We start from the raw sequence: 23,240 nt of genomic DNA on the forward strand, positions 1-23,240 counted from the left end.
GTATGATGGTTAGCCTTCTTCGTTCACGACAACTTCCTTGCCTTTTCGCTTGAGCAGAATCGGAACGACAATCCAGATCAGGGCGATGATGAGAAATGCCAGCGACATTGGCTTCTGCAGGAAGATCATAAAGTCGCCGTTGGATGTGGTCAGCGCCCGGCGCATATTGTTCTCGATCATGGGACCCAGTACGAGTCCGAGCACCAGTGGCGCGAGCGGAAAGTCATTGCGGGCCAGCAGGAAGCCGGCAATGCCGCAGATGAGCAGGAGGACCAGGTCGAAGATCTGTGCTTGAACGGCGTAAACGCCGAAGATGGAGATGGCAATGATGATCGGAATGAGATATTTGGCCGGGGTCTGGATCACCTTGGCGAATACCTTGACCAGCGGCATGTTCAGTACGAGCAGAAGCAGGTTACCGATAAGCATGCTGGCGATCAGTCCCCATGCAACTTGAGGATGCTCTTCGAACAGCAGCGGGCCTGGCTGGATGTTGTACATGATGAGCGCCCCCATGAGGATGGCGGTTGTGCCGGAGCCTGGAATGCCAAGCGTCAGCAGCGGGATCATGGCGCCTCCGGAAGCCGCGTTGTTGGCCGATTCGGGGGCAGCAACGCCAGCGATGTTGCCTTTGCCGAAGGATTCCGGATGCTTGCTGACCTTTTTCTCAACGATATAACTGAAGAAGGAAGCAAGCGTTGCGCCGGCGCCCGGCAGGATGCCGATAAAGAAGCCGAGGATCGAGCCTCGGGCAATCGGTCCCGCGCTATCCTTCAGGTCTTGGCGTGTCGGCAGGATCCGGCCGATCTTGGAGGTTTGACCCGCCGCGTAGTCTCGCTCCAGGATGGATTTAAACACTTCGCCAAGAGCAAACAAACCGACGGCAATCGTTAGAAATTCTAATCCGGAGTACAGAATTGGGATATCAAAGGTGAACCGGGCGACGCCAGATACGGTATCCATGCCGATGGTAGCGAGCAGCAGACCGAATATGGTCATAATGAGTGCCTTCGTGATCGATTTGCCTGCAAGCCCGCTTACTGCACAGAGTCCCAGCAGCATGAGCGAGAAATAATCGGCTGGGCCGAATTTAATGGCTACATTGGATAAAGGCTCCGCCAGTGCGATCAATGCCACAAGCGCGAAGAGCCCGGCTGCGAATGAGCCGATCGCAGCGATGGACAGGGCAGGGCCTGCCCTGCCTTGCTTCGCCATCTGGTAGCCGTCCAGCGTCGTAACGACAGACGAGGACTCTCCCGGCGTGTTCAGCAGAATCGAAGTTGTAGATCCGCCATACATAGCTCCGTAATAGACGCCTGCCAGCAGAATAATCGAGCTGGTTGCTGCCGCTTCCGCCGGCAAGCCACTAGTCATGGAGGCGGTGACGGGGATCAGAAGTGCGACGCCGCTCATCGGACCGATGCCGGGCAGCACGCCGACCGAGGTGCCGATCAGCACGCCTATGAAGGCGAAGAGCAGATTATGCCACTGCAAGGCGGTCATAAAGCCATCCGCCAAATAATCCAGAACGTTCATTGTAGTTTCCTCCCATGCTCATGATAGCCAAGACGGGAAGCCCGGCATGGAGCCTTCCAGCAAGACAACAAAGATGACGTACACGCCGCCGGAGAACAGCGCGGAGATTAGAATGGATTTCAGCCACTTGCCTCGTTCCAGCGTCTGGAACGCAAACAGGAGGAACAGGAAGGTGCCGATGATATATCCGATGAATTCCAGGAAATAGGCATAGAGAAATGCTGCTGCAAAAATCATGAAGAATCGCTTATAGTCCAGCTTCTCCGTATGGTTCTCCGTCGGCTTGGCTTTCAAGGCTTCATAAAACAAACGAATGCTCAGCAGCGTAAGCGCCAATCCGAGACCAAACGGGAATATGTTAGGGCCGACGGTGCTCCCGTATGCGGATGCGCTGATCTTGGCGCTCTGCCACATAAAGCCGATACCAAGGAGCAGAAATACGATGCTGGCGTAGCGGTCAAACGTTCTGTTCAAGGTTGACACCTCCTCAAGGATGAGACGGGAGAGGGGAGCGCACCGCTCCCTCCATTCTAAGACTTACTTCTGCATGCCTAGCGCTGTGAGCAGCTCCTGCACGTCTTGCTCCTGTTCTTCAAGGAATGCCTTGAAGTCAGCGGCGTTCCGGTATTCGCTTGCCCAGTCGTTGGCAACCAGCTCTTTTTGCCACACTTCGTTCTCGGAGAGCTCCTTCAGCGTTTTGTCCCAGAAGGCCAGCTGCTCTTCCGACAGTCCCTTCGGACCGAATACACCGCGCCAGATGGTGAATTCGGCATCCAGACCCAGCTCCTTCAGAGTCGGTACATCCGCGAAGTCTCCGGCGAGTCGTTCACTTGAAGTAACGGCCAGGATTTTGATCTTGCCTGCTTTCAGGTAGCTCCCGAGCGAAGAAATGTCCGTGCCGATCGCGTCGGCATTGTTGCCGAGGAGGGCCGCGATAGCCTCGCCTCCGCCATCATAGGATAAATACTTCACGGTTCTCGGATCCACACCGGATTTGAATGCAGGCAGAACGCTGATCAAGTGGTCCATCGAGCCCGGAGCGGAACCGCCCGCAAGTGTGACGGAAGTGGGATCGGCTTTGATCGCATCGACCAGCGATTGCAGGTCGATGAATTTGGAGTTTGCCGGTACGGCAATCGCTCCGAAGTCTTTGGTCATCTGGGCGAGCGGCGTCACGTCCTTGTAGCCGAACGGACTGTTCCCTTCTTTTTTCAAGTTGTTGATGAGGATTGGCGGAGAGCTGACGAACAGCTTGTAGGGATCTTTGTTGTCTTTTGCCACGTATTCAGCGAGAAACACGGTCCCGCCGCCGCCGGGCTTATTCTCAACCGTCATGGTTTGTTCGATGAGCTTTGTTTCCGTGAGTACTTTGGTGAGGGAACGTGCGGTTTTGTCCCATCCACCGCCGGCGCCAGAAGGCGCGGTCACGATAAATGGTTTTTTCGGATATTCGCCGGCGCTGCTTCCGGTGCCGTTGCAGGCGGTCAGGCTCATGGCCAGGACAAGTGCAGCGGTTATGATTTTTATGCTGTTTCGTTTAAGCATGGATAAGTTCCTCCTTATCGTTGTGCGAGAGTTCGCAATACTTGTAAGCGCTTACCTATTTGAAGTTCCTTCATATTATCATCGAGCGTCTGGCTTGAACAGAATTGCGACATAAGTTGAAAAAACTTCATTTCGCTAATTTTGTTCATAAAATTTACGACCGATTTTTTCCAGAGACTATTGTCACATGTGTGATCTAGAATACAATAGGAAAATCAGAGCTGCGCTTATGGCGACAATGTGTATGGAGGAATATGAATGCGTTTACAGACGAGATTGATTCTGCTTATAGGCACCCTGTTGTTCGCCGTCATTGTCGCCCTCACCTTCAGTTTTGAGCGGTTGCTTATCACAACGCTGGAGAAGAGTATCGGCGCTTCGGCATTAAAGCTGGCGAAGGCCGTGGCCGAAATGGACGTTATTCAGAATGCGTTCGAGGAAGAGAATCCGTCTGCCATCATTCAGCCTGTGGTGGAGGAGATTCGGCTGGAGACGGACGCGGAGTATATCGTCATCGGTAACCGTGAAGGAATCCGGTATGCACATCCTCTCGCCGATCGAATCGGCAAAGAGATGGTTGGTGGCGACAATGGCCCGGTATTAAAGGGCATGAGTATCATATCGAAGGCCATTGGCTCCATGGGACCCTCGCTCAGGGGGAAGACACCGATCTACAATGATAAGAACGAAATTATCGGTATCGTATCGGTTGGCATTCTAATGAAAGATATCGAGATATCAGCACAATCGTACCGCAATCGTGTCCTGTTCTTTGCGGGAATTGCGTTAATCCTGGGATGCGGTGGCGCTATATGGATATCGTCCAGCGTTAAGCGATCCATTCACGGGCTGGAGCCCAAGGAAATCGGGTTATTGTATCAAGAGAAACGCGCGATTCTGGAAACCATTCATGAAGGCATTATCGCTGTCAATCGGGAGGGCATCGTAACCTTGGCCAATCATACAGCCATGATGCTGATCGATCCAAAGGAGCGTAGGGTGATCACCGGGCAGTATATTCAGGATGTCATCCCGGGCACCAGGCTGCTGGAGGTGATGCAGTCCGGGGAAGCAGAGAAGGATCAAGAGATGGTCATTAACGATCATGCGGTTGTGGTCAACCGGCTGCCTATCTATGATCATGAGCATCGGATTGTGGGGGCGGTCTCCAGCTTTCGGAACAAATCCGAGCTGCTGCGCCTGACCGAAGAGCTTACGCAGGTGAAGAGGTATACGGAAGCGCTGCGCGCGCAGACGCATGAATATTCCAATAAGCTGTATACGATTTACGGACTGATTCAGCTGGAATCGTATCAAGAGGCGATGGATCTGATTACGCATGAGACGGATGTGCATCAGAACCTGATACAATTCCTGCTGCAGGAAATTCCCGATCCGATCATTGGCGGCATTCTCATTGGAAAGTTTAATCGCGGAAGCGAGTTAAAGGTGAAGGTTAAGATCGACCGGAGCAGTTCCTTTAAAGACATTCCCGGTCATATTAGCCGGAACCAACTAGTTGCCATTATTGGAAATTTGATCGACAACGCCATGGAGGCGGCATTGGGATCCAAACCGGAGAACAGATGGGTAAGCGTGGAGTTACATGACAAGGGCAATCAATTAATGATCGAAGTATCAGACAGCGGGTCCGGTATTGCGAGGGATGGTTTGGGTCGTTTGTTTGAGCTGGGTTATTCCACCAAAGGGGAGCGCAATCGAGGCTTTGGCCTATCGATCGTCAACGGGGCCGTACAGCAATTACACGGTACGATTGCGTGCCATAACTCGCCTGCGGGCGGTGCGGTGTTCACGGTCAAGATACCAAAAACAGGGGGGAATATCCATGATTCGGGTCTTAATCATTGAGGATGATGTGCGTATTGCCAGCATTAATCAACGGTTCGTTGAGAAGGTAGAGGGCTTCGAGGTCGTCGGCATTGCAACGGATCGGGCCCAGGCGCATGAGCAGCTGGATATTTTGGCGCCTGACCTGGTGCTGCTGGATTTGTATTTTCCCGATATGTCGGGATTGGATCTGCTGCAGCATATACAGCGGGGATACCCGAATACCGATGTTATTATTATAACGGCAGCCAAGGAATTCGATACGGTGCGGGAGGCGATCCGCGGCGGAGTGTACGATTTTATGATCAAGCCGGTGGTCTTCGACCGATTTCAGGAAAAGCTGAAAGCCTACCGAAAATATTACGAGCAGATGAAGCAGCTCGGCGGAGCAAACAAGCAGATCGATCAACAGGGCATTGACCAGCTGTTATGGCGTGCTGGTGAACGGATGGAGAGGGAAGCTTATTTTCCAAAAGGCATCGATAAACTGACGAGCGAGAAAATCCTGTCCTACATCGAGGAGTCCGAGGACGTGTGGACCGCGGAGGAGCTTGGAAAACGCGGCGGCTTCAGCCGAACGACGGCAAGAAGATACCTGGAGTACTTCGTGGAAAGGGGCGTCCTCGTGGCGGATATTTCATATGGCACGGTAGGCAGGCCGGAACGGGTATACCGGAAAGCGGAGGATTAGATAACCGGATGCTGGGTGCGGTATCTCTCCTAAACTTACAGCGGTATATCGCTTGAGCCATTACCAATATCCGAGTTTCAACAACATTGCGTCGGTTTCCCCAATCTGCAAGCTCGGCATGAAGGACATCTGGAAGCGGGATACCTATTGTGACCGGGATTTTGCCAAGGATGGGGAGATTACCGATTTACTCGAAATTATCCACGATTTAAAAAGTTGAAAAACCATTCTCTGTGTATCCTCGTTATTATGATATGAGCCTAATCGGGATAACCATTCAATCCAATGCGTCTTGCATATGGTGATCCTGCCCACACTGTTGGTGTGGGTTATTCGGTTTTGGAGTATAGCTATAACCCCCAGTTTAACAGCAGGGCCGATTAACACGCGGGGGTGCCTTTTTTAAACGCATTTTAAACGAAGGAATCCCCGTCATTTAAACTTGATCCTGTAACCTATAAGTAGAACATCACAGAGGGAGTGAACGAAAGCATGCTGGAAGCCTACTTGTTTCCAATATCTTATGCATTTTTAACCTTTCCCATAGCGGCTTTGCTGTGCGCAGTTCCCTTTCTGATTGTGCAGTATCGCAAATATGGTTATTTTAATAAATTCCGGGGATTTCTGCTGTATTTATTTCTGCTCTACATGATGAACGCAGTGTATCTGGTGCTCCTTCCTTTGCCTGCCTCCCGGCATAATGCTCCAATGAATGTCGCCTCGGTCATGCAGTGGATTCCGCTGAATTTTATCCAAGACATATTGAAGGAGACCAAGGTGGTATGGGGCGAGCCTTCGACTTACATGCATCTATTCAAGGAAAGAGCCTTCTTGCAGGTCGTGTTTAACGTATTTCTCGTGGTTCCGTTCGGCATGTTCCTGCGTTATTATGCTCGGGCATCCTGGGTTACGGGCTTGGTGGCCTCATTCGGATTATCGCTGTTCTTCGAGGTGACCCAGGTGACCGGCATTTACGGCATCTATGATCACCCTTACCGGTTGTTTGATGTGGATGATCTGCTGTTGAATACACTGGGTGGAATGATCGGATTCGTGCTCGCGGATTGGATGAAAAATCACCTGCCTCGCCTCGATCGGCTGGATGAGAAGGTGGATTTGTCGCAGAAACGGGTCAGTTATACGCGCCGGGCGATCGCTTTCGGTATTGATGCAGGGGTCGTGCTGCCGATGATTGGTGTGTTGACCGTGCTGAACGTGAAGGGTGCGTATTTTATTGTCGTGATTTTATATCATATCGCGCTGCCGTATATGATGCAGGGACAGACGCTGGGTAAGTGGATTGTCCGGGTCCAGATTCGTGGAGCAGAGGAACATCTGAAGTTGAAGGAAGTGATCATCCGTAATGGACTGCTATATGTGGTATGGGGTGGATTTCATGCCTTGCTTATTCCCGTTAATGCTTTGGGTTCACAAATCCTGGCTGCCATGTATGCGCTGGGCGTATTGCTTCTGGATGGCGTAGTGTTTATCCATATGCTGTTATGTCTCATCCATCGTGACCGGAAGCTGCTGCATGAGGCCAAGAGCGGAACGAGGCTGGCTATCGTAGAGAATAAACCATTAACTAAGACTGATTAATGTTGGTTACCACAGGGTCTCTTATTTGTTATAATGTGGAAAACGGGTTCGTCGAGGAGGAGATACAACTGAAAGGCAAAATCCTCTCCATTTCCGCAATCATCGTGGGGTTGCTGTTTATTTCCAACCAACATCTGGGCTATTCATTCGGAGATGATCTGTTCCGCTGGGCAGGGATCTCGCCATGGACTCAGGTAGGTAATTATGGTCTTCATTTGCCTGTTATAGCAGGCCTTATTTTGTTGGTAGCTGGCATCCTATGGGTGGCACGGATTTATCGTCCACGTTATCCGAAGATTATGAGCCGATTATTGATCAGCTGTGTCGCATGGATCGTTATTTTTCCATTCCTATCAGGCGTTTGTGATGTATGCAGTGAATTACAATTCGAGCGGAATATCCACCGTGTCGTACTCCAAGAAAGATAGCAAGTGTGATTATCGCACAGAGAATGATGCTATTCGGGTACACTGCCAGTTTCATATTTACAGCTATGGCACCGAGCAACAGGTTATGGTACGGCCGCTAAGCGACGATATTGGCGGGAGGGTGGTTGATTTCGAGCCTAAGGTGGTTACGGTTCGGCCACGAGGACGGATACAGATTAGTGAAACCTTTGAGGGTTTCTTGGAACAGCCTGACTCTTCCTACAGTATGTCGGGCGGAACCAACGAGCCGGGCATCGAGCTGATCGTGGATGGAAGAAGCAAGCAGGTGAAATAGCCATCCGGTTCTTCAGATAACATGACTCTGAATTGTGGGGTGAACCATGGTCGATATTCGCCGTGCGGGTCGGCTTATGCAAATACCGCTGGTAACGCTGCTATTGCTGGTGATGGGTTCATCGCCCGCTGCGGTTGCTTCCTGGGCATACTCATTTGTCGTCAATGATGGGAAGGTTTTTGTCGTGTCAGAGGACCGCGTGGATGAGTCCACGCTTGGAGACGTGGTAGGGAAGGTCACCTACCATACGGATCGGGAAGGGACCTACGGCGGCAATTTCTCTAATATTTACCCAAGGGGAACGAAATACTATGCCGTCCAAGGAATGGCACCTGAATCCGCCATCGCGGTTGAGACGCAGGAAGGCTATCTGATGGCTCGTTATAAGGGTGAGTATGGCGGGTCCCGTGTTCCGTGGGAAGTCATCAAGGATTGGATTGCGGCGGGGTTGATCCTGCTAATCGTTGTGTGGGTGGCGGCTGTTGTTCGAAAGAAGCGGGCAAGTGGCTCATATAGGCACTAGCTGCTTCGGGAGCTAGGCAGACTATTCACGATGTGCAATAACAGCCGGTATTCATTGAGCATGCTCATTGGACACCGGCTTGTTACATTCATGTATTTGTGTGGATTGCGGCTTGGCCTATGGAGGGTTCATATTTGCTACAATAGAAAATAGAACTAGAAAACGATACGATAAGGAGGCGGCTCATGAAACCGATACGAAACTCGGCCAAGGCCGTTATTATGCGGAATCATCAAATTCTTCTAACGAAAAACGTAGACCATTTGGGGGATTTCTATCTGTTCCCTGGCGGCGGACAAGAGAAGGGGGAAACCTTGGTGCAGGCGGTGATCAGAGAGTGCCAGGAGGAAATTGGGCGTAAGGTGGAAGCTGGCGATCTGCTACATGTCCGTGAATACATAGGTTCCAACCACGAATTCGCGGAATGGGATTCCGATGTGCACCAAGTGGAGTTTTATTTTGAGTGCAGCTTGACGGATGCAGGGGATACCTTTCTTGGCCATAACCCCGATGAATACCAGGTGGGTGTGGAATGGATCGATCTGTCCGCATTGGATGAGATTCGAGTATACCCTCGATCCCTTGTCAAGCCACTCCAGGATAAGGCTGCACACCCCGTAGTTTGCTATGTTGGCGATACGAACTGATTTTATCTACAGAAAATCTTGAAGTCTATGGTCAAAAATTCAATGGGATGATGGAGGATGCCAAATATGGATCAATGGGAATACAAAACGCTAAAATACAAAACCGGAGGATTTCTTGGGGGCAAGGTGAACGAAGAGGAATTTGAGGATTTATTAAACAGCTACGGGATTGACGGATGGGAATTGATCTCGTGCTTTGATACGAGTGTGCATCAAGGCCAGTCCAGAGACATCATTGCCGTAATGAAGCGAAGAGCTTATCTGGGGTGAGGAATGAATAAAGGGGAGACGATAATATGATCATTCGCGAGACAGAAGATGCTTTTGTCATGACGGCCCAGGACGACCATGGCCGATTCTCGGGCGATGTAGCCCGAGGCTTCCGGCGAGAGCTGTTTATGGATGAGTCTGTATTGGATGAAGTACTGCTGGCTATAACCGAGCATGATCGCGCTTGGCTTCGGATGGATGACACGCCGATCTGGAATGACGAGAGCCGGACTCCATACACTTTTATCGATTATCCGGTCCTGCCGAAAATGCTAATGTATACAAAGGGTGTTGATGAGATCGAAGCGATGAGTCCTTATGCAGGGTATCTCTGCAGCCTTCATTTTGCGTCATTTATGAAAGAGGCGACGGAAGCGCCGCTGGTGGAGTTCTACCATTCGGAGACGGAACGGCAAAAAAGACTACGTGATCAGTTTCCATTTCCCGATGAAGATGTCGTTAACAGACAGTTTGGCCTGCTGCAGCTGTGTGATGATATCTCGCTCTATGTAAACATGAATGCACCTGGTGTTTCCAAAGATCAGGAGCATCCTTGGTTTAAAGAGGGCTTCGGTATGTCGATCGATGGAGAAAGGGTCTTGGCGTCCTGGGCAAGCGAGCACGAGATTCGATTGCGACCGTTTCTGTTCGAACAGGCATGGTCGGCTTCGGTGAAGTGGAAATATGTGCTGAAGTCGAAGATTGAAGAACAGGGAGTGGCCAAGGCATTTGATGGCGCGGCGTGGACGGTGCAGACGGTTACTTTTGTACCGTAAGTTTATATAAACGATCATACTTCATCGGCAAAAATATGATATGATCACCACAACGGGATGTAGACTGGACAGATTTGATTCTGTAGGAATGTAGAGGATGAATAATGAATGAAGAAGAAGGAATTTTTGATCGTTGCGCTGCTTAATTTTTTGGCTGCGATAGCGTTCTTGGTAGTCGTTTTCATTACGGATCGAAGCTCTTGGCAATGGGGATTTGGAATCGTTTCACTGTTGTTTGCGATTGGTGGAGTAGGGAATTTGGTATTGCATGCCAAGAACAAGTAAAACCTCCTTCGCAGGGCTATCACGATAAGATTCACTTTGTAAGGTAGGAGGATTATGATTTTGATGGAATGGAAGAACTTATATCGGGGTGTGCTGATGGGAGTCAGTGACCTAATTCCAGGTATAAGCGGTGGCACTATTGCTGTCGTGCTGGGTATCTATGATCGTTTGCTGGCGGCTATCAGTGGATTTTTCAGCAGGGAATGGAAAAGGCAGCTGGGCTTTTTGATTCCGCTTGGCGTTGGAATTGGAGCAGCTCTATTGTTACTGAGCCGCGTGATTGAATACCTGCTGGCAAGCTATTATGAGCCCACCCAGTTTTTCTTTACAGGATTGATTTTAGGGGTGCTGCCTCTTATTCTGCGTAAAGCGGAGGCGAGAACCAAATTCAAAGCCGTGCATGTGGTCGTGTTGATTGCGGCAGCCGGTTTATTGGCTTCGACGGCCTTTCTCAGAACGGATGCCACATCTGATCCGATAACCGTCCTGACCTGGTCCAATGGGATCGGACTGTTCTTATCCGGCTGGTTGGCCAGCATGGCGATGCTGCTGCCTGGCATTAGCGGGTCGTTTGTACTTCTCCTTCTGGGTGTGTATTCTACTGCTATTTCAGCTCTATCCTCATTAAATTTAGGGATTATAGCTGTTATTGGGGCGGGAGTGGTGATTGGCTTCGTGGTTAGCAGCCGGGTGATTCGGTACCTGCTGGACCGTTTCCCACATATGACGTATGCCGTTATTATTGGATTGATATTAGGATCTATTGTTATCGTGTTTCCGGGTATTCCATCCGGAACGGGTATGATGGTTACCAGTATAGGAACCTTGCTGCTGGGGCTGATCGTAGCGGTGTTCATGGGTAGAAAAGAATAAGAATGAAATATAAAACAGGGAGCCGCGGGCTTCCTGTTTTTAGGTTGGCACGGAGCAACTTTGCACTGGAGGAGCGGAGGGGTGAGATGGAATAGGAATCATTTATGCCTTTACTTGTTATCGTATTTATGTGATAATATTCACAAATAGATTAACTTTAATAAAGTATTCATGGATAGGATCCGTGAGGATTCCGTTCATAAGATATGTTAAATGATATAGAAGTGCTTAGATGTCGATGTTGTTTTTCCATGTAAAGGAGCGTTATTCATGAGGAATAATGGGATTTGTGTCAGCTGCGGCGGCGAGGTATACCCTGCCTCTAACAGATGCGCTCAATGCGGAATACTGCAGACGTCCGGTCCAACCAAGCACACATTCATGCTGCAGGTCGCTTCGATGATTGGTGCCGGGTTGCTTATTTTTGCGATCCCGGTGATCCTGCTGCTGATGTGGAGACATTAGGGTAGAAGCGAATAAACATTTGGGGAATATTTCATTATACTGGTCTTATACCAAGACCCTCATCCAAATAGATGTTAAAATATCCCTAACCAGATAAAGGATGGGGTTCTTGATGATACATAAAATGAAGGAATTTGCTGCTGGCATTCGTTTTTCGGGAGCTGTGCTCGTAACAGATGAAAATGACAACGTCGTATGGGATGGTGCCTTCGGTTATTCCAACCGGGCCGATCACATCCCGAATCAAACAGACACCAGGTTTGGCATTGCCTCTGGCTGTAAGCTGTTCACCGCTATTGCGGTTTGTCAGCTTATCGAACAGGGCAAGCTGTCGCTGGACAGCAAGCTAAGCGATTGTCTGGATATTTCACTGCCTAATTTTAGCCCGGAGATTACCGTTTTTCATTTGTTGAGCCACAGCTCGGGTATTCCAGATTATTTTGATGAAGAGGTTATGGATGACTTCGAGGATCTGTGGAAGGCGGTTCCCATGTATACACTCCGGAACGGAAGGGATTTTCTTCCTTTGTTCCAGAATGAGCGCATGAAATTTCAGCCCGGTGAAAGATTTCATTACAACAATGCAGGATTTGTGGTGCTTGGTCTGATCGTTGAACAATATGCCGGAATGCCGTTTCGCGACTATGTCCAGCAGTTTGTATTTGAGCCGTGCGGCATGCAGGATTCGGGATATTTCCCGCTGGATCGTCTGCCCGCAAATACGGCTTACGGGTATATTGATGAGGAGGACGGCACGTGGAGAACGAACCAGTATGCTATCCCGATTCAAGGATATGCCGATGGCGGGGCGTATGTGACGGCACCGGACATGATCAAGTTATGGAGATCGCTTATGAACAATACGCTGCTCACCGCATCTATGACGGAGAAGCTGCTGGCTTCACACAACATGAATTATGGGCTTGGCGTGTGGATTACCAAGAAAAATGAGGATGTGTTTAAATACCACGTCATGGGCTATGATCCAGGTGTGAATTTTCGGTCTGCCTATTACCCGGCCACCGGTCATACCCTTGTAGTAGCTTCCAATGCCGGTGGTGGCGCTTTTGAAATGATGCAGTTCATCGAGGAAGAATGGTTGAAGTGATCTTGATCTACGTGGAACAGCCCCGGGCCTTAAATAGGCCAGGGGCTGTTGTTCTGTTGATCCCAAATCAAGCGGGTGCTGAGTTGACTTACGATTCAGCTTTGAAGTACCGATTCGCCGCGGGTCTGAACATAAATATCAAGGCCGCAACAACGGCGATCATATGAAGGGTACGGCTGGAGGCAAATAGTATGGAAATATTGTCTGCTTGAGCAAAGGCGTCCCTAAGGGAATCGCCTGTAATGAGCCATTTGATAGGGTCAATGATTAGGGAGAGAGTGCCAAACCCGCCTAAAAACAAAGCTAATGCGATACGCGCCCAATTCTTTCCCCGAAGCATTCTGATCATGATGTAGACAAGGACAGCGAACATCGTCGTTCGTGCGGCAACTTGAATGAGAATACCGACAATTCCAGCACTCGTTAGGCTGGATATCGAATCGATGACAGCCAGGATCATTTCAAATACCCCTGCACCGATAGCAATTATCCATAACAGAAAGGACTGGAACACCTCAAGGGGGGCAGCATCCTTTTTCAAGATCCATCATTCCTTTCGAGCTAGAGTGATCCAATAACTCGTTGTTAGGGGAAACAATATTAAGCGATGGTGCGTCTGGCCGTGAACCACCAGCCTCCTGCAAGCAGAACGAGGGAGATGATCAGCGTGAGTCCGAGTCCTTGCAGCAGCGAATCGTTGAAGAGAAGGGCCAGCAAGCCATCAGCCAGCGTATGCCGGAGTGAAGGAATGGATGTAAAGATAGGGATTGCCGCAATAAATACCACCCAGACCACCCAGCCCATTACATGACGCAGACCGGAAAACAGCAGATTCAGTAATGAAATAAGAAGCAGGTAAACACCGAATTGATAGAAGAACATGCCAACGATGCCAAATTGATTCCATCCAAAGATTTCAAGGATGTTGAAGGTATCCTCATATTGTCGTATAAATCCGTTCTCCACCTGAAGCCAGATGATATTGAGGACAGCAAAGATGGCGGACCATATGGAGTAAACCAGAAGCATACCAATATAATATTCTTTTCGTGTAGCTCCTAAATTCATTACCCGCCGGAACAAGCCTGCCGGGAGCACACTGCCTACAAATATCAGGAACACGGTGAGGATGTTAGCCGCAGACACCTGCGTATTCTCCGAACTGTCTCCAAGAGACAGGCTTATGATCACATTTGCAATCAAACTAATCGCAACGGTGCCGAGCATCACCAAGAGATAAGGTCGAAGCTGAAGAAATGAAGCCCTCATGAGTGCGGTGGTCTTATTCAATGGATTGCCCTCCTTCGATTAAATAGGAGAAAAACTTTTGCAGCGGTAAACCGTCAATAGCAATACCAAGCTTGTTGGCTTGTGAACGGTCTGCCTCATGAATGGCTCCATATATCGCGGTTAAGGAACCTTTACCGTAAGATTCTTTATATATCACGTGACGATCCTTCGTAAATTGTTCGATTTGTTCCTGGTTCCCTGTCAACAGATGAGAATTGGCGCGGATATGGTCAACATCGTCATGCAATAACATAGCGCCGGAATCCATGATATAGACTCTCTCAACGACGGTTGCGATCTCATCAATCAGATGGGTCGAGAGCAGGATGGTCCGGGGATGATTGGCATAATCCTCAACCAGAACGCGATAAAATCTCTCTCGCATGAGCACATCCAATCCCAGTACCGGTTCATCAAATACGGTGATCGGGGCCCGGCTGGCCAAACCGATGATGTTTCCGACCAGGGATTCCATTCCCCGTGAAAGCTGGCGGATTTTTTTGTCCGGGTTTAGCTTGAATGTCTTTAGCAGGCTCTGGGCATAGTCCCAGTCCCAGTTCTCGTGAAAGGCCGATGCCAAGCGCAGCACTTCAATCACCTTGGCACCGCCGAAGAACAAATTTTTCTCTCTTACGTAGCAGATTCCCTTCGGGGTTTCTCCACTCTTAAGCGTTACCCCCGAAACCTGAATACTGCCATAGTCGGGAAAAGATCCGCCAGTCATCATATTAAGCAGTGTGGTCTTTCCGGCACCATTGCGGCCCAGCAAGCCGTAGATCGTATTCTCTTCCAGTTGGAGCTCCAGATTTCGGACCGCTTCCGTACGCCCGTAACTCTTGCTCAGGTTGGAACAGGTAAGTATTGCGTTCATCCTGCTCATCTCCTATCTCTTTTGTTTGATCATTTCAATAACATCCTCGGTGGTCAATTCAAGCTTTTCTGCCTCATCAAGCAGCTTCAATACGAGTTCGTTGTAAAACCGATCCTGTCGCTTGGTCAATATGATCTGTTTGGCATCTGCAGCAACAAACATGCCCAGCCCCCTTTTCTTGTACAAAATCCCTTCATTGACAAGCAGGGCAATGCCTTTTACAGCTGTTGCGGGATTGACCTGAAAAGTACTCGCGAACTGCGACATTGAGATAATCTGATCATCCGCTTGGTATGTCCCGTTCAATATGTCATCTTCAATCATATCTGCGATTTGCTGAAAAATCGGCTGTCCTTCGTCAAACCTGGAATTCATGATATCACCCTGTCGGTATGTTAGTCTTGTAACATACTATAATGCCTGATGGAAGGATGTGTCAATCAAAAAGAAAAAAACAGACCCAAATGGGTCTGTTTGTTCTGTGAAATACAAAGGGCCCCCGTCTCTTCAAGACGAGGGTAAGGGGTGTGATCAAGCTGCAAAGAGGCTATATCCAGCCCTTCTCTTCCGCCATCGAGATGGCCTCGATCCGGTTCTTGGCACTGAGCTTGCTTAAAATCTCGGACATATAGTTGCGGACAGTCCCATAGGACAAGTGCAGCTTCAACGCAATTTCATTGGAGCTGTTGCCGTCTGCAGCCAACCGCAGCACTTCTCGTTCGCGTTCGGTCAGCGGATTGGCCCCCGCACCTGAAAGCGTACCGAATACGAGCTCAGGGGAGACCTCCCGCCGCCCATCCATTACCCGGCGAATGGCTTCTGCCAATCGTTCACTGGGCTCGTCCTTAAGCAGGTATCCCTGAACTCCCGCTTGCACGGCCCGCTCGAAATAACCGGGTCTGGCAAAGGTCGTCAGGATGATGACCCGGCTGGCATAACCGCGCAGCTTTACTTCCTCCGCCACTTCGAGACCACTGCGCGCAGGCATTTCGATATCGAGCAGGCATACATCGGGTTGATGCAAGTCAATCAGGGATAGAGCTTCATCGCCGTCGCCGGCTTGACCAATCACATCAATATCGTCTTCAAAATCAAGCAAGGAAGCCAGAGCGCCGCGCAGCATTCGCTGATCCTCGGCGATCAGCACTTTGATGCTCATGGGATGTGTCCTCCTTCCGGTTCTTGATGATGATCGGAACACGAATGTCTATTATCGTACCTTGCTGGTCGGAGCTGGCCTCTACGGTGCCCCCGATAAGGGAAAGCCGCTCCACCATGCCTTTCAGGCCATTACTGTTGGAAGAAGAAGATGGATCTTCTTCTTTGCGTTGAAGACCGACTCCATTGTCGGCCACCTCAAGACGCCACTCATTGTCAAGCGACTCGATGGCTATCCGGCACTGGCTTGCCTGACTGTGCTTCACCACATTGGTCACGGCCTCCCGCACGCAGAGGCTCAGAATATTGTGGGCCAAGTCGGATATTCCCTCCAGCTTCGGGTTACCGGTGCAAATAAACCGGATATCGGCACTCTCCAGAATGATCTGGGCCTCTACCAATTCCTCGGGCAAGGTGGCGGTCCGCATATCGGACACCAGCTCACGTACTTGGCGCAGCGCGGCACGCGAGGTGTTCTGAATCTCCCGGGCTTCCAACTGGGCCTTCTCGGGATTCTTCATTGCCAGCTTCTCGACAAGCTGGCTCTTCAACGTGATGAGGGAGAGGGTATGACCTAAGGTGTCATGAAGATCCCTGGCGATACGCATCCGCTCTTCGCCTTTAATCAGATTGCGAATCTGCTCGTTAGCCTGCGCGAGCTCCTTCTCCAACTCCTGCCGCCGGTTTAGTGAGCGGATAGCGAAGGGTGAAAATAGCATGATGAGAAAGAAAGGAATCATAAAGACCAGGTCCTTCCAGCCCAGCAAGCTTGCATTTTTGATTAAAGGAATAACCTCTATGATGCCAAACAGCACAAGGGATATCGTGAACTTGCGCCGATCGGTATACCAGCCGATGAAATTGGCCGTAAAAAAGCCCATGTACATGTAGGTCGGGTGATACCACATGCAGAGAATGAAAATGATGGACATTTGAATGCCCAGCCACACAAAAAAACGAGGGGTGCCCGCGGCGAAGTAGAGCTGGCGGTATGTGACAAGAAACAAGCCGATCAGCGCAAAGCCGATCCCCATCTTCCAGCCTTCCTCGCTCATCATGTTGATCACGGGAAGGGATATATAGATGAGCCATAAGTAGGGGAAAAACCCCAATTGGGTTGGAAACACCTCGAACCCTGCGGATTTTGCGTCTTTCAATTTTTTCATGAAGCCATCATCCTTATCCCCTTAATCGGCTTGTTGTTTTTTCCGAATATAGGTGGATAGTAACATAAATACGGCCAAATATCCTGCCAAAACTATGAAATTGTCCAAGCCCGGCGCTTCTCCGCGCACGATCGACCATGCGCCTCCGCCGAAATGGTAGGAGGGCATCCACTTGCCGATGGCTTGCATGATGGAAGGCATTGCATCGATCGGGAACCACATCCCGCCCGTAATAGCAAGCCCCAAGTAGATACCGTTGCTGACGCCGCTTGCCGTATCGACCCGTTTCATGGATCCAATCAAGGTGCCGATAGCCAGGAACGGAACGGATGCGATCAGAATCCACAGTCCGCTGAGCAGCCATTGTCCGAGGGTGAGGGAGACGCCGTTAATCAGGTAGCCTGCTACGAATATCACGATGATGCAGAGCAGATGCATGACCGTCTGCACAAACATTTTGCCAAAGAAATACACGCTGCCGGGAAGCGGCGTTACCCGCATGTATACGGCCCAGCCCTGAACTCGTTCCTGAACGAGACGTATGCCGAGCGACATGATCGCGGTGCCCATGACACTGAAGGATGCCATCGACATGAGATAATGCGCCTGCCATTGTCCGGCATCGTCTGCCCCCGTATTCACGACGCGGGTAAAGATGAAATAGAACAGAATCGGCATCGCCAGCGACCAGAAAATATAATACGGATTGCGTACCATCCGGAGCAGTTCCATCTTGCATTGCAAGGTAATCAGTTTCCAGGTTGTCATGATTATACGGCCTCCCCTTCATTCATCGTTAATTGGTCGAAAGCTTCATCCAGGCTTCCTTGATCGATGCGAACGTCGCGTACGGCGAGCCCGGCTCGGAACAAGGCAGCCAGCGCCGTGTCCGTATCATCCGTGACGGCGTTCAAACGGCCATTGTTCTCAAACACATCGGTGACGCCCGGGACTTCATGAAGAAGCTCTTTGACCTGCCGGTGGTCTGCATCCACGATAAAGGAGAGCGACCTTCGGGTCAGCTTAGCCTTAATAGCTTCTGGCGTGCCGTCTGCAGCAACCTGACCCTGGTGGAACAGCAGAATGCGGTCAGCCATATCGTCCGCCTCTTGCAGATAGTGGGTGGTGAACAGAATCGTCTTGCCCTGATCGGCAAGCTTGCGTACCGTCTGCCAGAATAACCGGCGTGCTGATGTATCCAGGCCGACCGTTGGTTCATCGAAGAATAACAGCTCGGGGTTCCCCGAAATCGCCAGTGCAAAGCTGAGCTTGCGTTTTTGGCCTCCGGACATTTTGATAGCCCATTTGTTAAGTTCCTCTGTTGTGAGCCCGCTAAGCAGGGCGATGTCTGGAAGCGACAGCGGATTCGGATAATAGCCGCGAATGAGATTGATGATTTCACGCGTGCGGAGCCCGTCCATGACGCTCACCTCATGAAGCATGGCGCCGATCTTCTCGCGGACCTTCAAGTCCTTCGGGCTTCGACCGAACAGGAGGACCTCGCCTTCGCTGGCGTCTTTAAGACCAAGCATCATGGAGATGGCGGTTGATTTACCTGCTCCGTTTGGCCCGAGAATGGCCGTGATAGATCCTTTTTCTATCGTAAATGACACTTGGTTGACTGCTTTTTTGCTTCCGAACATTTTGGTTACCTGCCGTAGTTCCGCAATAGGTTCATGGATTAGTTTTGACATGGTATCGCTCCTTTCGTTATCGAAATGATCTGAATTCATCATACGAAAGAGAGGGAATGCCCGTTAGTAAAGGATGTCATCACTTCGGAGTGACATTTGTCATGTGCGATCTGCTGAAGATTAGAGGAGGTCTGATTATGAACAAATAAGGGCGGTTTCAAGCTTAGTTGTATGCGCTTACACATGCGCGACTAAAGGCCTGCCTACGGTTTCCTGTCACGTTGTCTTCTCTTGACCGCAGGAGTGCCTTCAATTATAGTGGGTACAGTAGGAGCAATCTATAATATAGAAGGAAAAAGGTGGCTTGAAACATGTCTGAGAACATCTACGTCGGTGTCGATCTGGGCGGAACAGCAATTAAAGTTGGAATTTGCAATGAAGAAGGGCATCTTCTGCATAAGTATGAGGGGCCGACGGAAACAGCCAAAGGCGTTGACACGGTTATTGACAACATTGAGAAATATGTGCGTCACATTGTAGAAGAATCGCCATACAGCTGGGATCAACTTGCTGGTGTGGGAGCTGGATTCGCCGGATTTACGAATATTCGTGAAGGCATCATAATTTTGGCACCGAATGTAGGATTTAAAGATGTACCGATTCGCGCACTGCTTGAAGAGCGTCTCGGCAAGCCCGTCAAAATAGACAACGACGCCAATGTAGCTGCATTGGGTGAAGCTTGGAGCGGCTCAGGCCGCGGCGTTGAGAACTGCGTATGCTATACACTGGGTACCGGTGTCGGCGGAGGCATTATTATTAACGGCAAAATTTATCAGGGGTTTGGCGGCATGGCTGGCGAGCTTGGACATATCTCGGTTGTGCCGGACTTGGAAGCGATTCAATGCGGATGCGGTGAAATGGGCTGCCTGGAGACGGTTTCGTCGGCAACCGGCATTATCCGCATGGCGAAGGATGCCGTAGAGCGTGGCGACCGTACTTCCCTTGCCCATGTAGAGAGCATTGCGGCGAAGGAAGTGTTTGACGCTGCAAAGGCCGGCGATGAAGTTGCCGTTCGGATCGTGAATCGCGCAGCTTATTACCTGGGCAAATCCATGGCTGCCGTTGCGGCCGTGTTGAATCCGGAAGCCTTTATTATCGGCGGCGGCGTATCCAAAGCCGGCGACATTCTGTTTAATGAAGTTCGTGCTGTATTTGCGAAGCTGACACCAGAGCCGCTTCAGCGAGGTGTACGCATCGTTCCGGCTGAGCTCGGCAATGATGCCGGCGTTGTAGGCGCTGCTGGTCTGCATTTGCGTTCGTAGTCATTAATCACCATACATCGTCTGATCTAAACTTATAAGGGAGGGAAAGCTGATGCTGGAAGCAGCCAACCGCGGCAGCAACACATCATCCATGGCCACCCTGATCATCATCACCGGGATGTCGGGAGCAGGTAAGACCTTGGCCGTACAAAGTCTGGAGGATCTTGGATTCTTTTGCGTCGATAACCTGCCTCCGGTGCTCATTCCCAAATTCGCGGAGCTGATCGAACAATCCAAGGGGAAGATCGGCAAGGTTGCATTGGTCATCGACCTGCGTGGCCGCGAATTTTTCACGGCTCTATCAGAGTCTCTGAGTTACATCAAGGATCACTTTACCATCCATTGCGAGATTCTGTTCCTGGATGCAACGGATTCCGTGCTTGTTCAACGCTATAAGGAAAGCCGTCGTCGCCATCCCCTCGCTCCGGAAGGCATGCCGCTTGACGGTATAAGGTTGGAGCGCAAAATGCTGGATGAGCTGAAGAATTCGGCCACTCAGGTGATCGATACCAGCAATATGAAGCCTGTGCGATTGAAGGAGAAGATTATCTCCCGCTTCACACATCTGGAGAGCAGCACGTTATCGGTAAATATTACATCCTTTGGGTTTAAATACGGTATTCCGATTGACGCTGATCTGGTGTTTGATGTGCGCTTTCTGCCCAACCCGCACTATATTGAGCAGCTGCGTCCAAACACCGGCCAGAACAGTGATGTATATGAATATGTGATGAAATGGCCGGAGACACAGGCTTTCTTAACCAAACTGCTCGATATGCTGCATTTCTTGATCCCGCAGTATCGGAAGGAAGGAAAAAGCCAGGTTATTATCGGCATTGGCTGTACCGGCGGGAAGCATCGCTCCGTTGCGATAGCGGAATACCTTGGCAAAATGCTGGGCGTTAGCGAAACGGAGACGGTATCGGTGAGTCACCGTGATTCTGATCGGGATCGGCATTAATTAAGGGAAGTGATAAATGTGGCTGTGCAAGCTAAAAAGCGTCCCCGTATCGTGGTGATGGGTGGAGGAACCGGGCTGTCCGTCATGCTGCGGGGACTCAAGGAAAAGCCGCTTGATATTACGGCCATCGTTACCGTCGCTGATGATGGGGGAAGCTCCGGCATACTGCGTAGCGAATTGCAGATGCCGCCCCCGGGAGATATTCGAAATGTACTTACAGCGCTTGCCGATGTGGAGCCGCTGTTATCCGATATATTGAAATACCGTTTTAAGAATGGCTCGGGACTGGCCGGGCACAGCCTCGGCAATTTAATCTTGGCTGCCATGACGGATTTGCACGGTGATTTTGTCACGGCAGTCAAGGAGATGAGCCGGGTTTTTGTTGTTCGTGGACAGGTGCTGCCTGCGGCGGGTGAAGCTGTTATTTTGCATGCGGAGATGGAGGACGGTTCCATTGTGACCGGTGAATCCAAAATCCCGGAGGCTGGACAGCGCATTAAGCGGATCTTCCTGGAGCCGGAGCATGTCGAGCCACTGCCGGAGGCGCTGGAGGCGATTCAGCAGGCCGATGCAATTCTGATCGGTCCGGGAAGCCTGTATACCAGTATTTTGCCCAATTTGCTTGTTCCCAAGCTTGCTGAAGCCATCGTATCCTCTGAGGCGATCAAAATGTTCGTGTGCAATGTGATGACGCAGCCTGGAGAAACCGATAATTATACAGTGAGTGATCATTTGCAGGCCGTTTACGACCATATTGGTCTTCATCTGTTCGATTATGTTATTGTAAATGATGGAGAAATCCCGCCTCAGGTTCAGGATAAGTATGCCCAGAAGGGTGCTAAGCCCGTGTTCCTGGATCGTGATGAGGTGACGAGCAGAGGGTACAAACTCATTGCAGATAAGCTTGTGCTATTTAGAACATACTTAAGGCATGACGCTGACAAGCTGAGCAACCATATTTTTCAGCTGGTACAGGATTGGATTACACGAAAGGGGTGAGTACCTTGTCCTTTGCGGCACAGACGAAGAAAGAACTGACAATGATCGAAAGCCAGAACTGCTGTGAAAAAGCCGAGCTGTCCGCGCTCATTCGGATGAACGGTTCTGTTCAACTTTCGAACAAAAAGGTAATCCTGGATATTTCAACGGAAAATGCCGCGATTGCAAGACGTATTTATTCCTTAATTAAGAGGCATTTCCAGGCGCATACTGAACTTTTGGTGCGTAAAAAAATGCGTTTGAAGAAGAATAACGTATATATCGTTCGTATTCCCGCCCAGGTTCAGGAGATACTTAAAGAACTGTGCATCGTTTCCGAAGGCTTTCTGTTTCAATCGCGGATTGATAAACAAATCGTTCGCAAAAATTGCTGTAAACGCGCCTATTTGCGCGGTGCCTTTATGGCTGGCGGATCCGTGAACAATCCGGAGGGGTCTTCGTACCATCTCGAAATTGCCTCAATGTATGAAGAGCACTGCCAGTCCCTGGTGGATCTGGCGAATGAATTTCATCTGAACGCACGTTGTATCGAGCGGAAGAAAGGCTTTATCTTCTACATTAAGGAAGGCGAGAAAATTATCGAATTCCTTAATCTGATCGGTGCCCACCAGGCATTGTTCAAGTTCGAGGATGTTCGTATTATGCGGGACATGCGTAACTCGGTAAACCGGATCGTGAACTGCGAGACCGCCAACCTGAACAAAACGATCGGCGCTGCCGTCCGTCAAATTGAGAACATCAAGCTGCTCCAAAAGGAAATGGGTCTTGAGAATTTGCCTGATAAACTGCGGGAAGTGGCGGAAATAAGGCTGGCTCATCCGGACATGAATCTCAAGGAAGTCGGCGAGCTTCTTAAAGGAACCGTCAGCAAATCCGGCGTCAATCACCGTCTGCGCAAAATCGACGAATTGGCCGAAAAGATTCGGAATGGGTAAGAATTTTTTCTTCTA

Annotated in this window: 28 protein-coding genes; 17 read left to right on the top strand and 11 right to left on the bottom strand. The window is 50.1% G+C overall.

Annotated elements, in window-relative coordinates; genetic code table 11:
• Nucleotides 1-9: 9 nt before the first annotated feature.
• The 3 genes from ABEW73_RS05025 to ABEW73_RS05035 form a co-directional block, all read right to left on the bottom strand.
• Entirely contained in the window at nucleotides 10-1,536 is a 1,527-nt protein-coding gene (locus ABEW73_RS05025; RefSeq protein WP_430169543.1) for a tripartite tricarboxylate transporter permease, read from the bottom strand.
• A gap of 18 nt (nucleotides 1,537-1,554) precedes the next feature.
• Nucleotides 1,555-2,010 carry a tripartite tricarboxylate transporter TctB family protein gene (locus ABEW73_RS05030; protein WP_430169541.1) on the bottom strand — a complete coding sequence of 152 codons (456 nt, stop codon included), beginning with the start codon at nucleotides 2,008-2,010 and terminating at the stop codon, nucleotides 1,555-1,557.
• 63 nt (nucleotides 2,011-2,073) lie between these two features.
• Nucleotides 2,074-3,081 (bottom strand): Bug family tripartite tricarboxylate transporter substrate binding protein, encoded by a 1,008-nt coding sequence (locus ABEW73_RS05035; RefSeq protein WP_430169538.1) that lies wholly within the window; start codon nucleotides 3,079-3,081, stop codon nucleotides 2,074-2,076.
• A 258-nt stretch (nucleotides 3,082-3,339) separates the two neighbouring features.
• On the opposite strand from ABEW73_RS05035, the gene ABEW73_RS05040 reads away from it, so the two are divergent.
• The 13 genes from ABEW73_RS05040 to ABEW73_RS05100 all read left to right on the top strand — a co-directional run bounded on the left by ABEW73_RS05040 (nucleotide 3,340) and on the right by ABEW73_RS05100 (nucleotide 12,889).
• Nucleotides 3,340-4,950, top strand: coding sequence for an ATP-binding protein (locus ABEW73_RS05040; RefSeq protein WP_430169535.1), 1,611 nt, complete (start codon nucleotides 3,340-3,342; stop codon nucleotides 4,948-4,950).
• The gene (locus ABEW73_RS05045) at nucleotides 4,928-5,620 is read left to right on the top strand and encodes a response regulator (protein ID WP_430169532.1); all 693 of its coding nucleotides are present in this window, start codon (nucleotides 4,928-4,930) and stop codon (nucleotides 5,618-5,620) included. The genes ABEW73_RS05040 and ABEW73_RS05045 overlap by 23 nt, the downstream gene beginning before the upstream one ends.
• Before the next feature lie 52 nt (nucleotides 5,621-5,672).
• Nucleotides 5,673-5,840 carry a hypothetical protein gene (locus tag ABEW73_RS05050; protein ID WP_430169530.1) on the top strand — a complete coding sequence of 56 codons (168 nt, stop codon included), beginning with the start codon at nucleotides 5,673-5,675 and terminating at the stop codon, nucleotides 5,838-5,840.
• A gap of 272 nt (nucleotides 5,841-6,112) precedes the next feature.
• Nucleotides 6,113-7,219, top strand: a complete 1,107-nt coding sequence (locus ABEW73_RS05055) for a VanZ family protein (RefSeq protein WP_430169527.1) — start codon at nucleotides 6,113-6,115, stop codon at nucleotides 7,217-7,219.
• Between the two features lie 366 nt (nucleotides 7,220-7,585).
• Nucleotides 7,586-7,942, top strand: coding sequence for a hypothetical protein (locus ABEW73_RS05060; RefSeq protein WP_430169523.1), 357 nt, complete (start codon nucleotides 7,586-7,588; stop codon nucleotides 7,940-7,942).
• Nucleotides 7,943-7,988: 46 nt separating this feature from the next.
• Nucleotides 7,989-8,465 (top strand): hypothetical protein, encoded by a 477-nt coding sequence (locus tag ABEW73_RS05065; protein WP_430169520.1) that lies wholly within the window; start codon nucleotides 7,989-7,991, stop codon nucleotides 8,463-8,465.
• 185 nt (nucleotides 8,466-8,650) lie between these two features.
• Entirely contained in the window at nucleotides 8,651-9,112 is a 462-nt protein-coding gene (locus ABEW73_RS05070) for an NUDIX domain-containing protein (protein ID WP_430169518.1), read from the top strand.
• Between the two features lie 66 nt (nucleotides 9,113-9,178).
• A complete protein-coding gene (locus ABEW73_RS05075) occupies nucleotides 9,179-9,382 on the top strand; it encodes a DUF4177 domain-containing protein (protein WP_006207549.1) in 204 nt (67 codons plus the stop codon).
• 26 nt (nucleotides 9,383-9,408) lie between these two features.
• Entirely contained in the window at nucleotides 9,409-10,158 is a 750-nt protein-coding gene (locus ABEW73_RS05080) for a DUF3891 family protein (RefSeq protein WP_430169515.1), read from the top strand.
• A 108-nt stretch (nucleotides 10,159-10,266) separates the two neighbouring features.
• Entirely contained in the window at nucleotides 10,267-10,443 is a 177-nt protein-coding gene (locus ABEW73_RS05085) for a hypothetical protein (protein WP_009595674.1), read from the top strand.
• 63 nt (nucleotides 10,444-10,506) lie between these two features.
• Nucleotides 10,507-11,316 carry a DUF368 domain-containing protein gene (locus tag ABEW73_RS05090; RefSeq protein WP_430169512.1) on the top strand — a complete coding sequence of 270 codons (810 nt, stop codon included), beginning with the start codon at nucleotides 10,507-10,509 and terminating at the stop codon, nucleotides 11,314-11,316.
• 270 nt (nucleotides 11,317-11,586) lie between these two features.
• Nucleotides 11,587-11,781 carry a hypothetical protein gene (locus ABEW73_RS05095; protein ID WP_430169510.1) on the top strand — a complete coding sequence of 65 codons (195 nt, stop codon included), beginning with the start codon at nucleotides 11,587-11,589 and terminating at the stop codon, nucleotides 11,779-11,781.
• 112 nt (nucleotides 11,782-11,893) lie between these two features.
• Nucleotides 11,894-12,889 (top strand): serine hydrolase domain-containing protein, encoded by a 996-nt coding sequence (locus ABEW73_RS05100; protein ID WP_430169508.1) that lies wholly within the window; start codon nucleotides 11,894-11,896, stop codon nucleotides 12,887-12,889.
• 88 nt (nucleotides 12,890-12,977) lie between these two features.
• On the opposite strand, the gene ABEW73_RS05105 is transcribed toward ABEW73_RS05100, so the two are convergent.
• The 8 genes from ABEW73_RS05105 to ABEW73_RS05140 form a co-directional block, all read right to left on the bottom strand.
• On the bottom strand, nucleotides 12,978-13,430 hold the full coding sequence (locus tag ABEW73_RS05105; RefSeq protein ID WP_430169505.1) for a hypothetical protein: 453 nt from the start codon (nucleotides 13,428-13,430) through the stop codon (nucleotides 12,978-12,980).
• Between the two features lie 59 nt (nucleotides 13,431-13,489).
• Nucleotides 13,490-14,179, bottom strand: coding sequence for a hypothetical protein (locus ABEW73_RS05110; protein WP_430109910.1), 690 nt, complete (start codon nucleotides 14,177-14,179; stop codon nucleotides 13,490-13,492).
• The gene (locus ABEW73_RS05115) at nucleotides 14,172-15,050 is read right to left on the bottom strand and encodes an ATP-binding cassette domain-containing protein (RefSeq protein WP_076326171.1); all 879 of its coding nucleotides are present in this window, start codon (nucleotides 15,048-15,050) and stop codon (nucleotides 14,172-14,174) included. The genes ABEW73_RS05110 and ABEW73_RS05115 overlap by 8 nt, the downstream gene beginning before the upstream one ends.
• Nucleotides 15,051-15,062: 12 nt before the next feature.
• Nucleotides 15,063-15,425 carry a GntR family transcriptional regulator gene (locus ABEW73_RS05120; protein ID WP_076326172.1) on the bottom strand — a complete coding sequence of 121 codons (363 nt, stop codon included), beginning with the start codon at nucleotides 15,423-15,425 and terminating at the stop codon, nucleotides 15,063-15,065.
• A 172-nt stretch (nucleotides 15,426-15,597) separates the two neighbouring features.
• Complete coding sequence (locus ABEW73_RS05125) at nucleotides 15,598-16,209, bottom strand: response regulator transcription factor (protein WP_430169502.1); 612 nt, start codon at nucleotides 16,207-16,209, stop codon at nucleotides 15,598-15,600.
• Entirely contained in the window at nucleotides 16,142-17,374 is a 1,233-nt protein-coding gene (locus tag ABEW73_RS05130; protein ID WP_430169500.1) for a sensor histidine kinase, read from the bottom strand. Before ABEW73_RS05130 ends, ABEW73_RS05125 begins: the two co-directional genes overlap by 68 nt.
• Before the next feature lie 21 nt (nucleotides 17,375-17,395).
• Nucleotides 17,396-18,142: an ABC transporter permease gene (locus ABEW73_RS05135; RefSeq protein ID WP_430169498.1), complete on the bottom strand. Its 747-nt coding sequence runs from the start codon at nucleotides 18,140-18,142 to the stop codon at nucleotides 17,396-17,398.
• A 2-nt stretch (nucleotides 18,143-18,144) separates the two neighbouring features.
• Nucleotides 18,145-19,068, bottom strand: a complete 924-nt coding sequence (locus ABEW73_RS05140) for an ABC transporter ATP-binding protein (protein ID WP_430169495.1) — start codon at nucleotides 19,066-19,068, stop codon at nucleotides 18,145-18,147.
• A gap of 311 nt (nucleotides 19,069-19,379) precedes the next feature.
• Here ABEW73_RS05140 and ABEW73_RS05145 point away from each other — a divergent pair, with 311 nt between their 5' ends.
• Genes ABEW73_RS05145 through whiA form a run of 4 tightly spaced genes read left to right on the top strand, consistent with a single transcriptional unit; the run spans nucleotide 19,380 to nucleotide 23,225 of the window.
• Nucleotides 19,380-20,330: an ROK family glucokinase gene (locus ABEW73_RS05145; RefSeq protein ID WP_076326177.1), complete on the top strand. Its 951-nt coding sequence runs from the start codon at nucleotides 19,380-19,382 to the stop codon at nucleotides 20,328-20,330.
• A gap of 52 nt (nucleotides 20,331-20,382) precedes the next feature.
• A complete protein-coding gene (gene rapZ / locus ABEW73_RS05150; protein WP_076326178.1) occupies nucleotides 20,383-21,291 on the top strand; it encodes an RNase adapter RapZ in 909 nt (302 codons plus the stop codon).
• A 57-nt stretch (nucleotides 21,292-21,348) separates the two neighbouring features.
• A complete protein-coding gene (locus tag ABEW73_RS05155; protein WP_174819264.1) occupies nucleotides 21,349-22,290 on the top strand; it encodes a gluconeogenesis factor YvcK family protein in 942 nt (313 codons plus the stop codon).
• A 5-nt stretch (nucleotides 22,291-22,295) separates the two neighbouring features.
• Complete coding sequence (whiA, locus tag ABEW73_RS05160; RefSeq protein WP_076326180.1) at nucleotides 22,296-23,225, top strand: DNA-binding protein WhiA; 930 nt, start codon at nucleotides 22,296-22,298, stop codon at nucleotides 23,223-23,225.
• Nucleotides 23,226-23,240: the final 15 nt, after the last annotated feature.

It is taken from the genome of Paenibacillus lautus (assembly GCF_050482385.1).
Taxonomy (GTDB): Bacteria; Bacillota; Bacilli; order Paenibacillales; family Paenibacillaceae; genus Paenibacillus_AQ; species Paenibacillus_AQ lautus_B.

Excerpts from the sequence above, each read along its gene's own strand:
- ABEW73_RS05100 (WP_430169508.1), top strand. The coding sequence starts at position 11,894 with ATGATACATAAAATGAAGGAATTTGCTGCTGGCATTCGTTTTTCGGGA.
- ABEW73_RS05140 (WP_430169495.1), bottom strand. The coding sequence starts at position 19,068 with ATGTCAAAACTAATCCATGAACCTATTGCGGAACTACGGCAGGTAACC.
- ABEW73_RS05135 (WP_430169498.1), bottom strand. The coding sequence starts at position 18,142 with ATGACAACCTGGAAACTGATTACCTTGCAATGCAAGATGGAACTGCTC.
- ABEW73_RS05045 (WP_430169532.1), top strand. The coding sequence starts at position 4,928 with ATGATTCGGGTCTTAATCATTGAGGATGATGTGCGTATTGCCAGCATT.
- ABEW73_RS05035 (WP_430169538.1), bottom strand. The coding sequence starts at position 3,081 with ATGCTTAAACGAAACAGCATAAAAATCATAACCGCTGCACTTGTCCTG.
- ABEW73_RS05025 (WP_430169543.1), bottom strand. The coding sequence starts at position 1,536 with ATGAACGTTCTGGATTATTTGGCGGATGGCTTTATGACCGCCTTGCAG.
- ABEW73_RS05095 (WP_430169510.1), top strand. The coding sequence starts at position 11,587 with ATGAGGAATAATGGGATTTGTGTCAGCTGCGGCGGCGAGGTATACCCT.
- ABEW73_RS05125 (WP_430169502.1), bottom strand. The coding sequence starts at position 16,209 with ATGAGCATCAAAGTGCTGATCGCCGAGGATCAGCGAATGCTGCGCGGC.
- ABEW73_RS05040 (WP_430169535.1), top strand. The coding sequence starts at position 3,340 with ATGCGTTTACAGACGAGATTGATTCTGCTTATAGGCACCCTGTTGTTC.
- ABEW73_RS05090 (WP_430169512.1), top strand. The coding sequence starts at position 10,507 with ATGGAATGGAAGAACTTATATCGGGGTGTGCTGATGGGAGTCAGTGAC.
- ABEW73_RS05065 (WP_430169520.1), top strand. The coding sequence starts at position 7,989 with ATGGTCGATATTCGCCGTGCGGGTCGGCTTATGCAAATACCGCTGGTA.
- ABEW73_RS05145 (WP_076326177.1), top strand. The coding sequence starts at position 19,380 with ATGTCTGAGAACATCTACGTCGGTGTCGATCTGGGCGGAACAGCAATT.
- ABEW73_RS05155 (WP_174819264.1), top strand. The coding sequence starts at position 21,349 with ATGGGTGGAGGAACCGGGCTGTCCGTCATGCTGCGGGGACTCAAGGAA.
- ABEW73_RS05115 (WP_076326171.1), bottom strand. The coding sequence starts at position 15,050 with ATGAACGCAATACTTACCTGTTCCAACCTGAGCAAGAGTTACGGGCGT.
- ABEW73_RS05075 (WP_006207549.1), top strand. The coding sequence starts at position 9,179 with ATGGATCAATGGGAATACAAAACGCTAAAATACAAAACCGGAGGATTT.
- ABEW73_RS05055 (WP_430169527.1), top strand. The coding sequence starts at position 6,113 with ATGCTGGAAGCCTACTTGTTTCCAATATCTTATGCATTTTTAACCTTT.
- rapZ (WP_076326178.1), top strand. The coding sequence starts at position 20,383 with ATGCTGGAAGCAGCCAACCGCGGCAGCAACACATCATCCATGGCCACC.
- ABEW73_RS05085 (WP_009595674.1), top strand. The coding sequence starts at position 10,267 with ATGAAGAAGAAGGAATTTTTGATCGTTGCGCTGCTTAATTTTTTGGCT.
- ABEW73_RS05130 (WP_430169500.1), bottom strand. The coding sequence starts at position 17,374 with ATGAAAAAATTGAAAGACGCAAAATCCGCAGGGTTCGAGGTGTTTCCA.
- ABEW73_RS05120 (WP_076326172.1), bottom strand. The coding sequence starts at position 15,425 with ATGAATTCCAGGTTTGACGAAGGACAGCCGATTTTTCAGCAAATCGCA.
- ABEW73_RS05070 (WP_430169518.1), top strand. The coding sequence starts at position 8,651 with ATGAAACCGATACGAAACTCGGCCAAGGCCGTTATTATGCGGAATCAT.
- ABEW73_RS05080 (WP_430169515.1), top strand. The coding sequence starts at position 9,409 with ATGATCATTCGCGAGACAGAAGATGCTTTTGTCATGACGGCCCAGGAC.
- ABEW73_RS05060 (WP_430169523.1), top strand. The coding sequence starts at position 7,586 with ATGTATGCAGTGAATTACAATTCGAGCGGAATATCCACCGTGTCGTAC.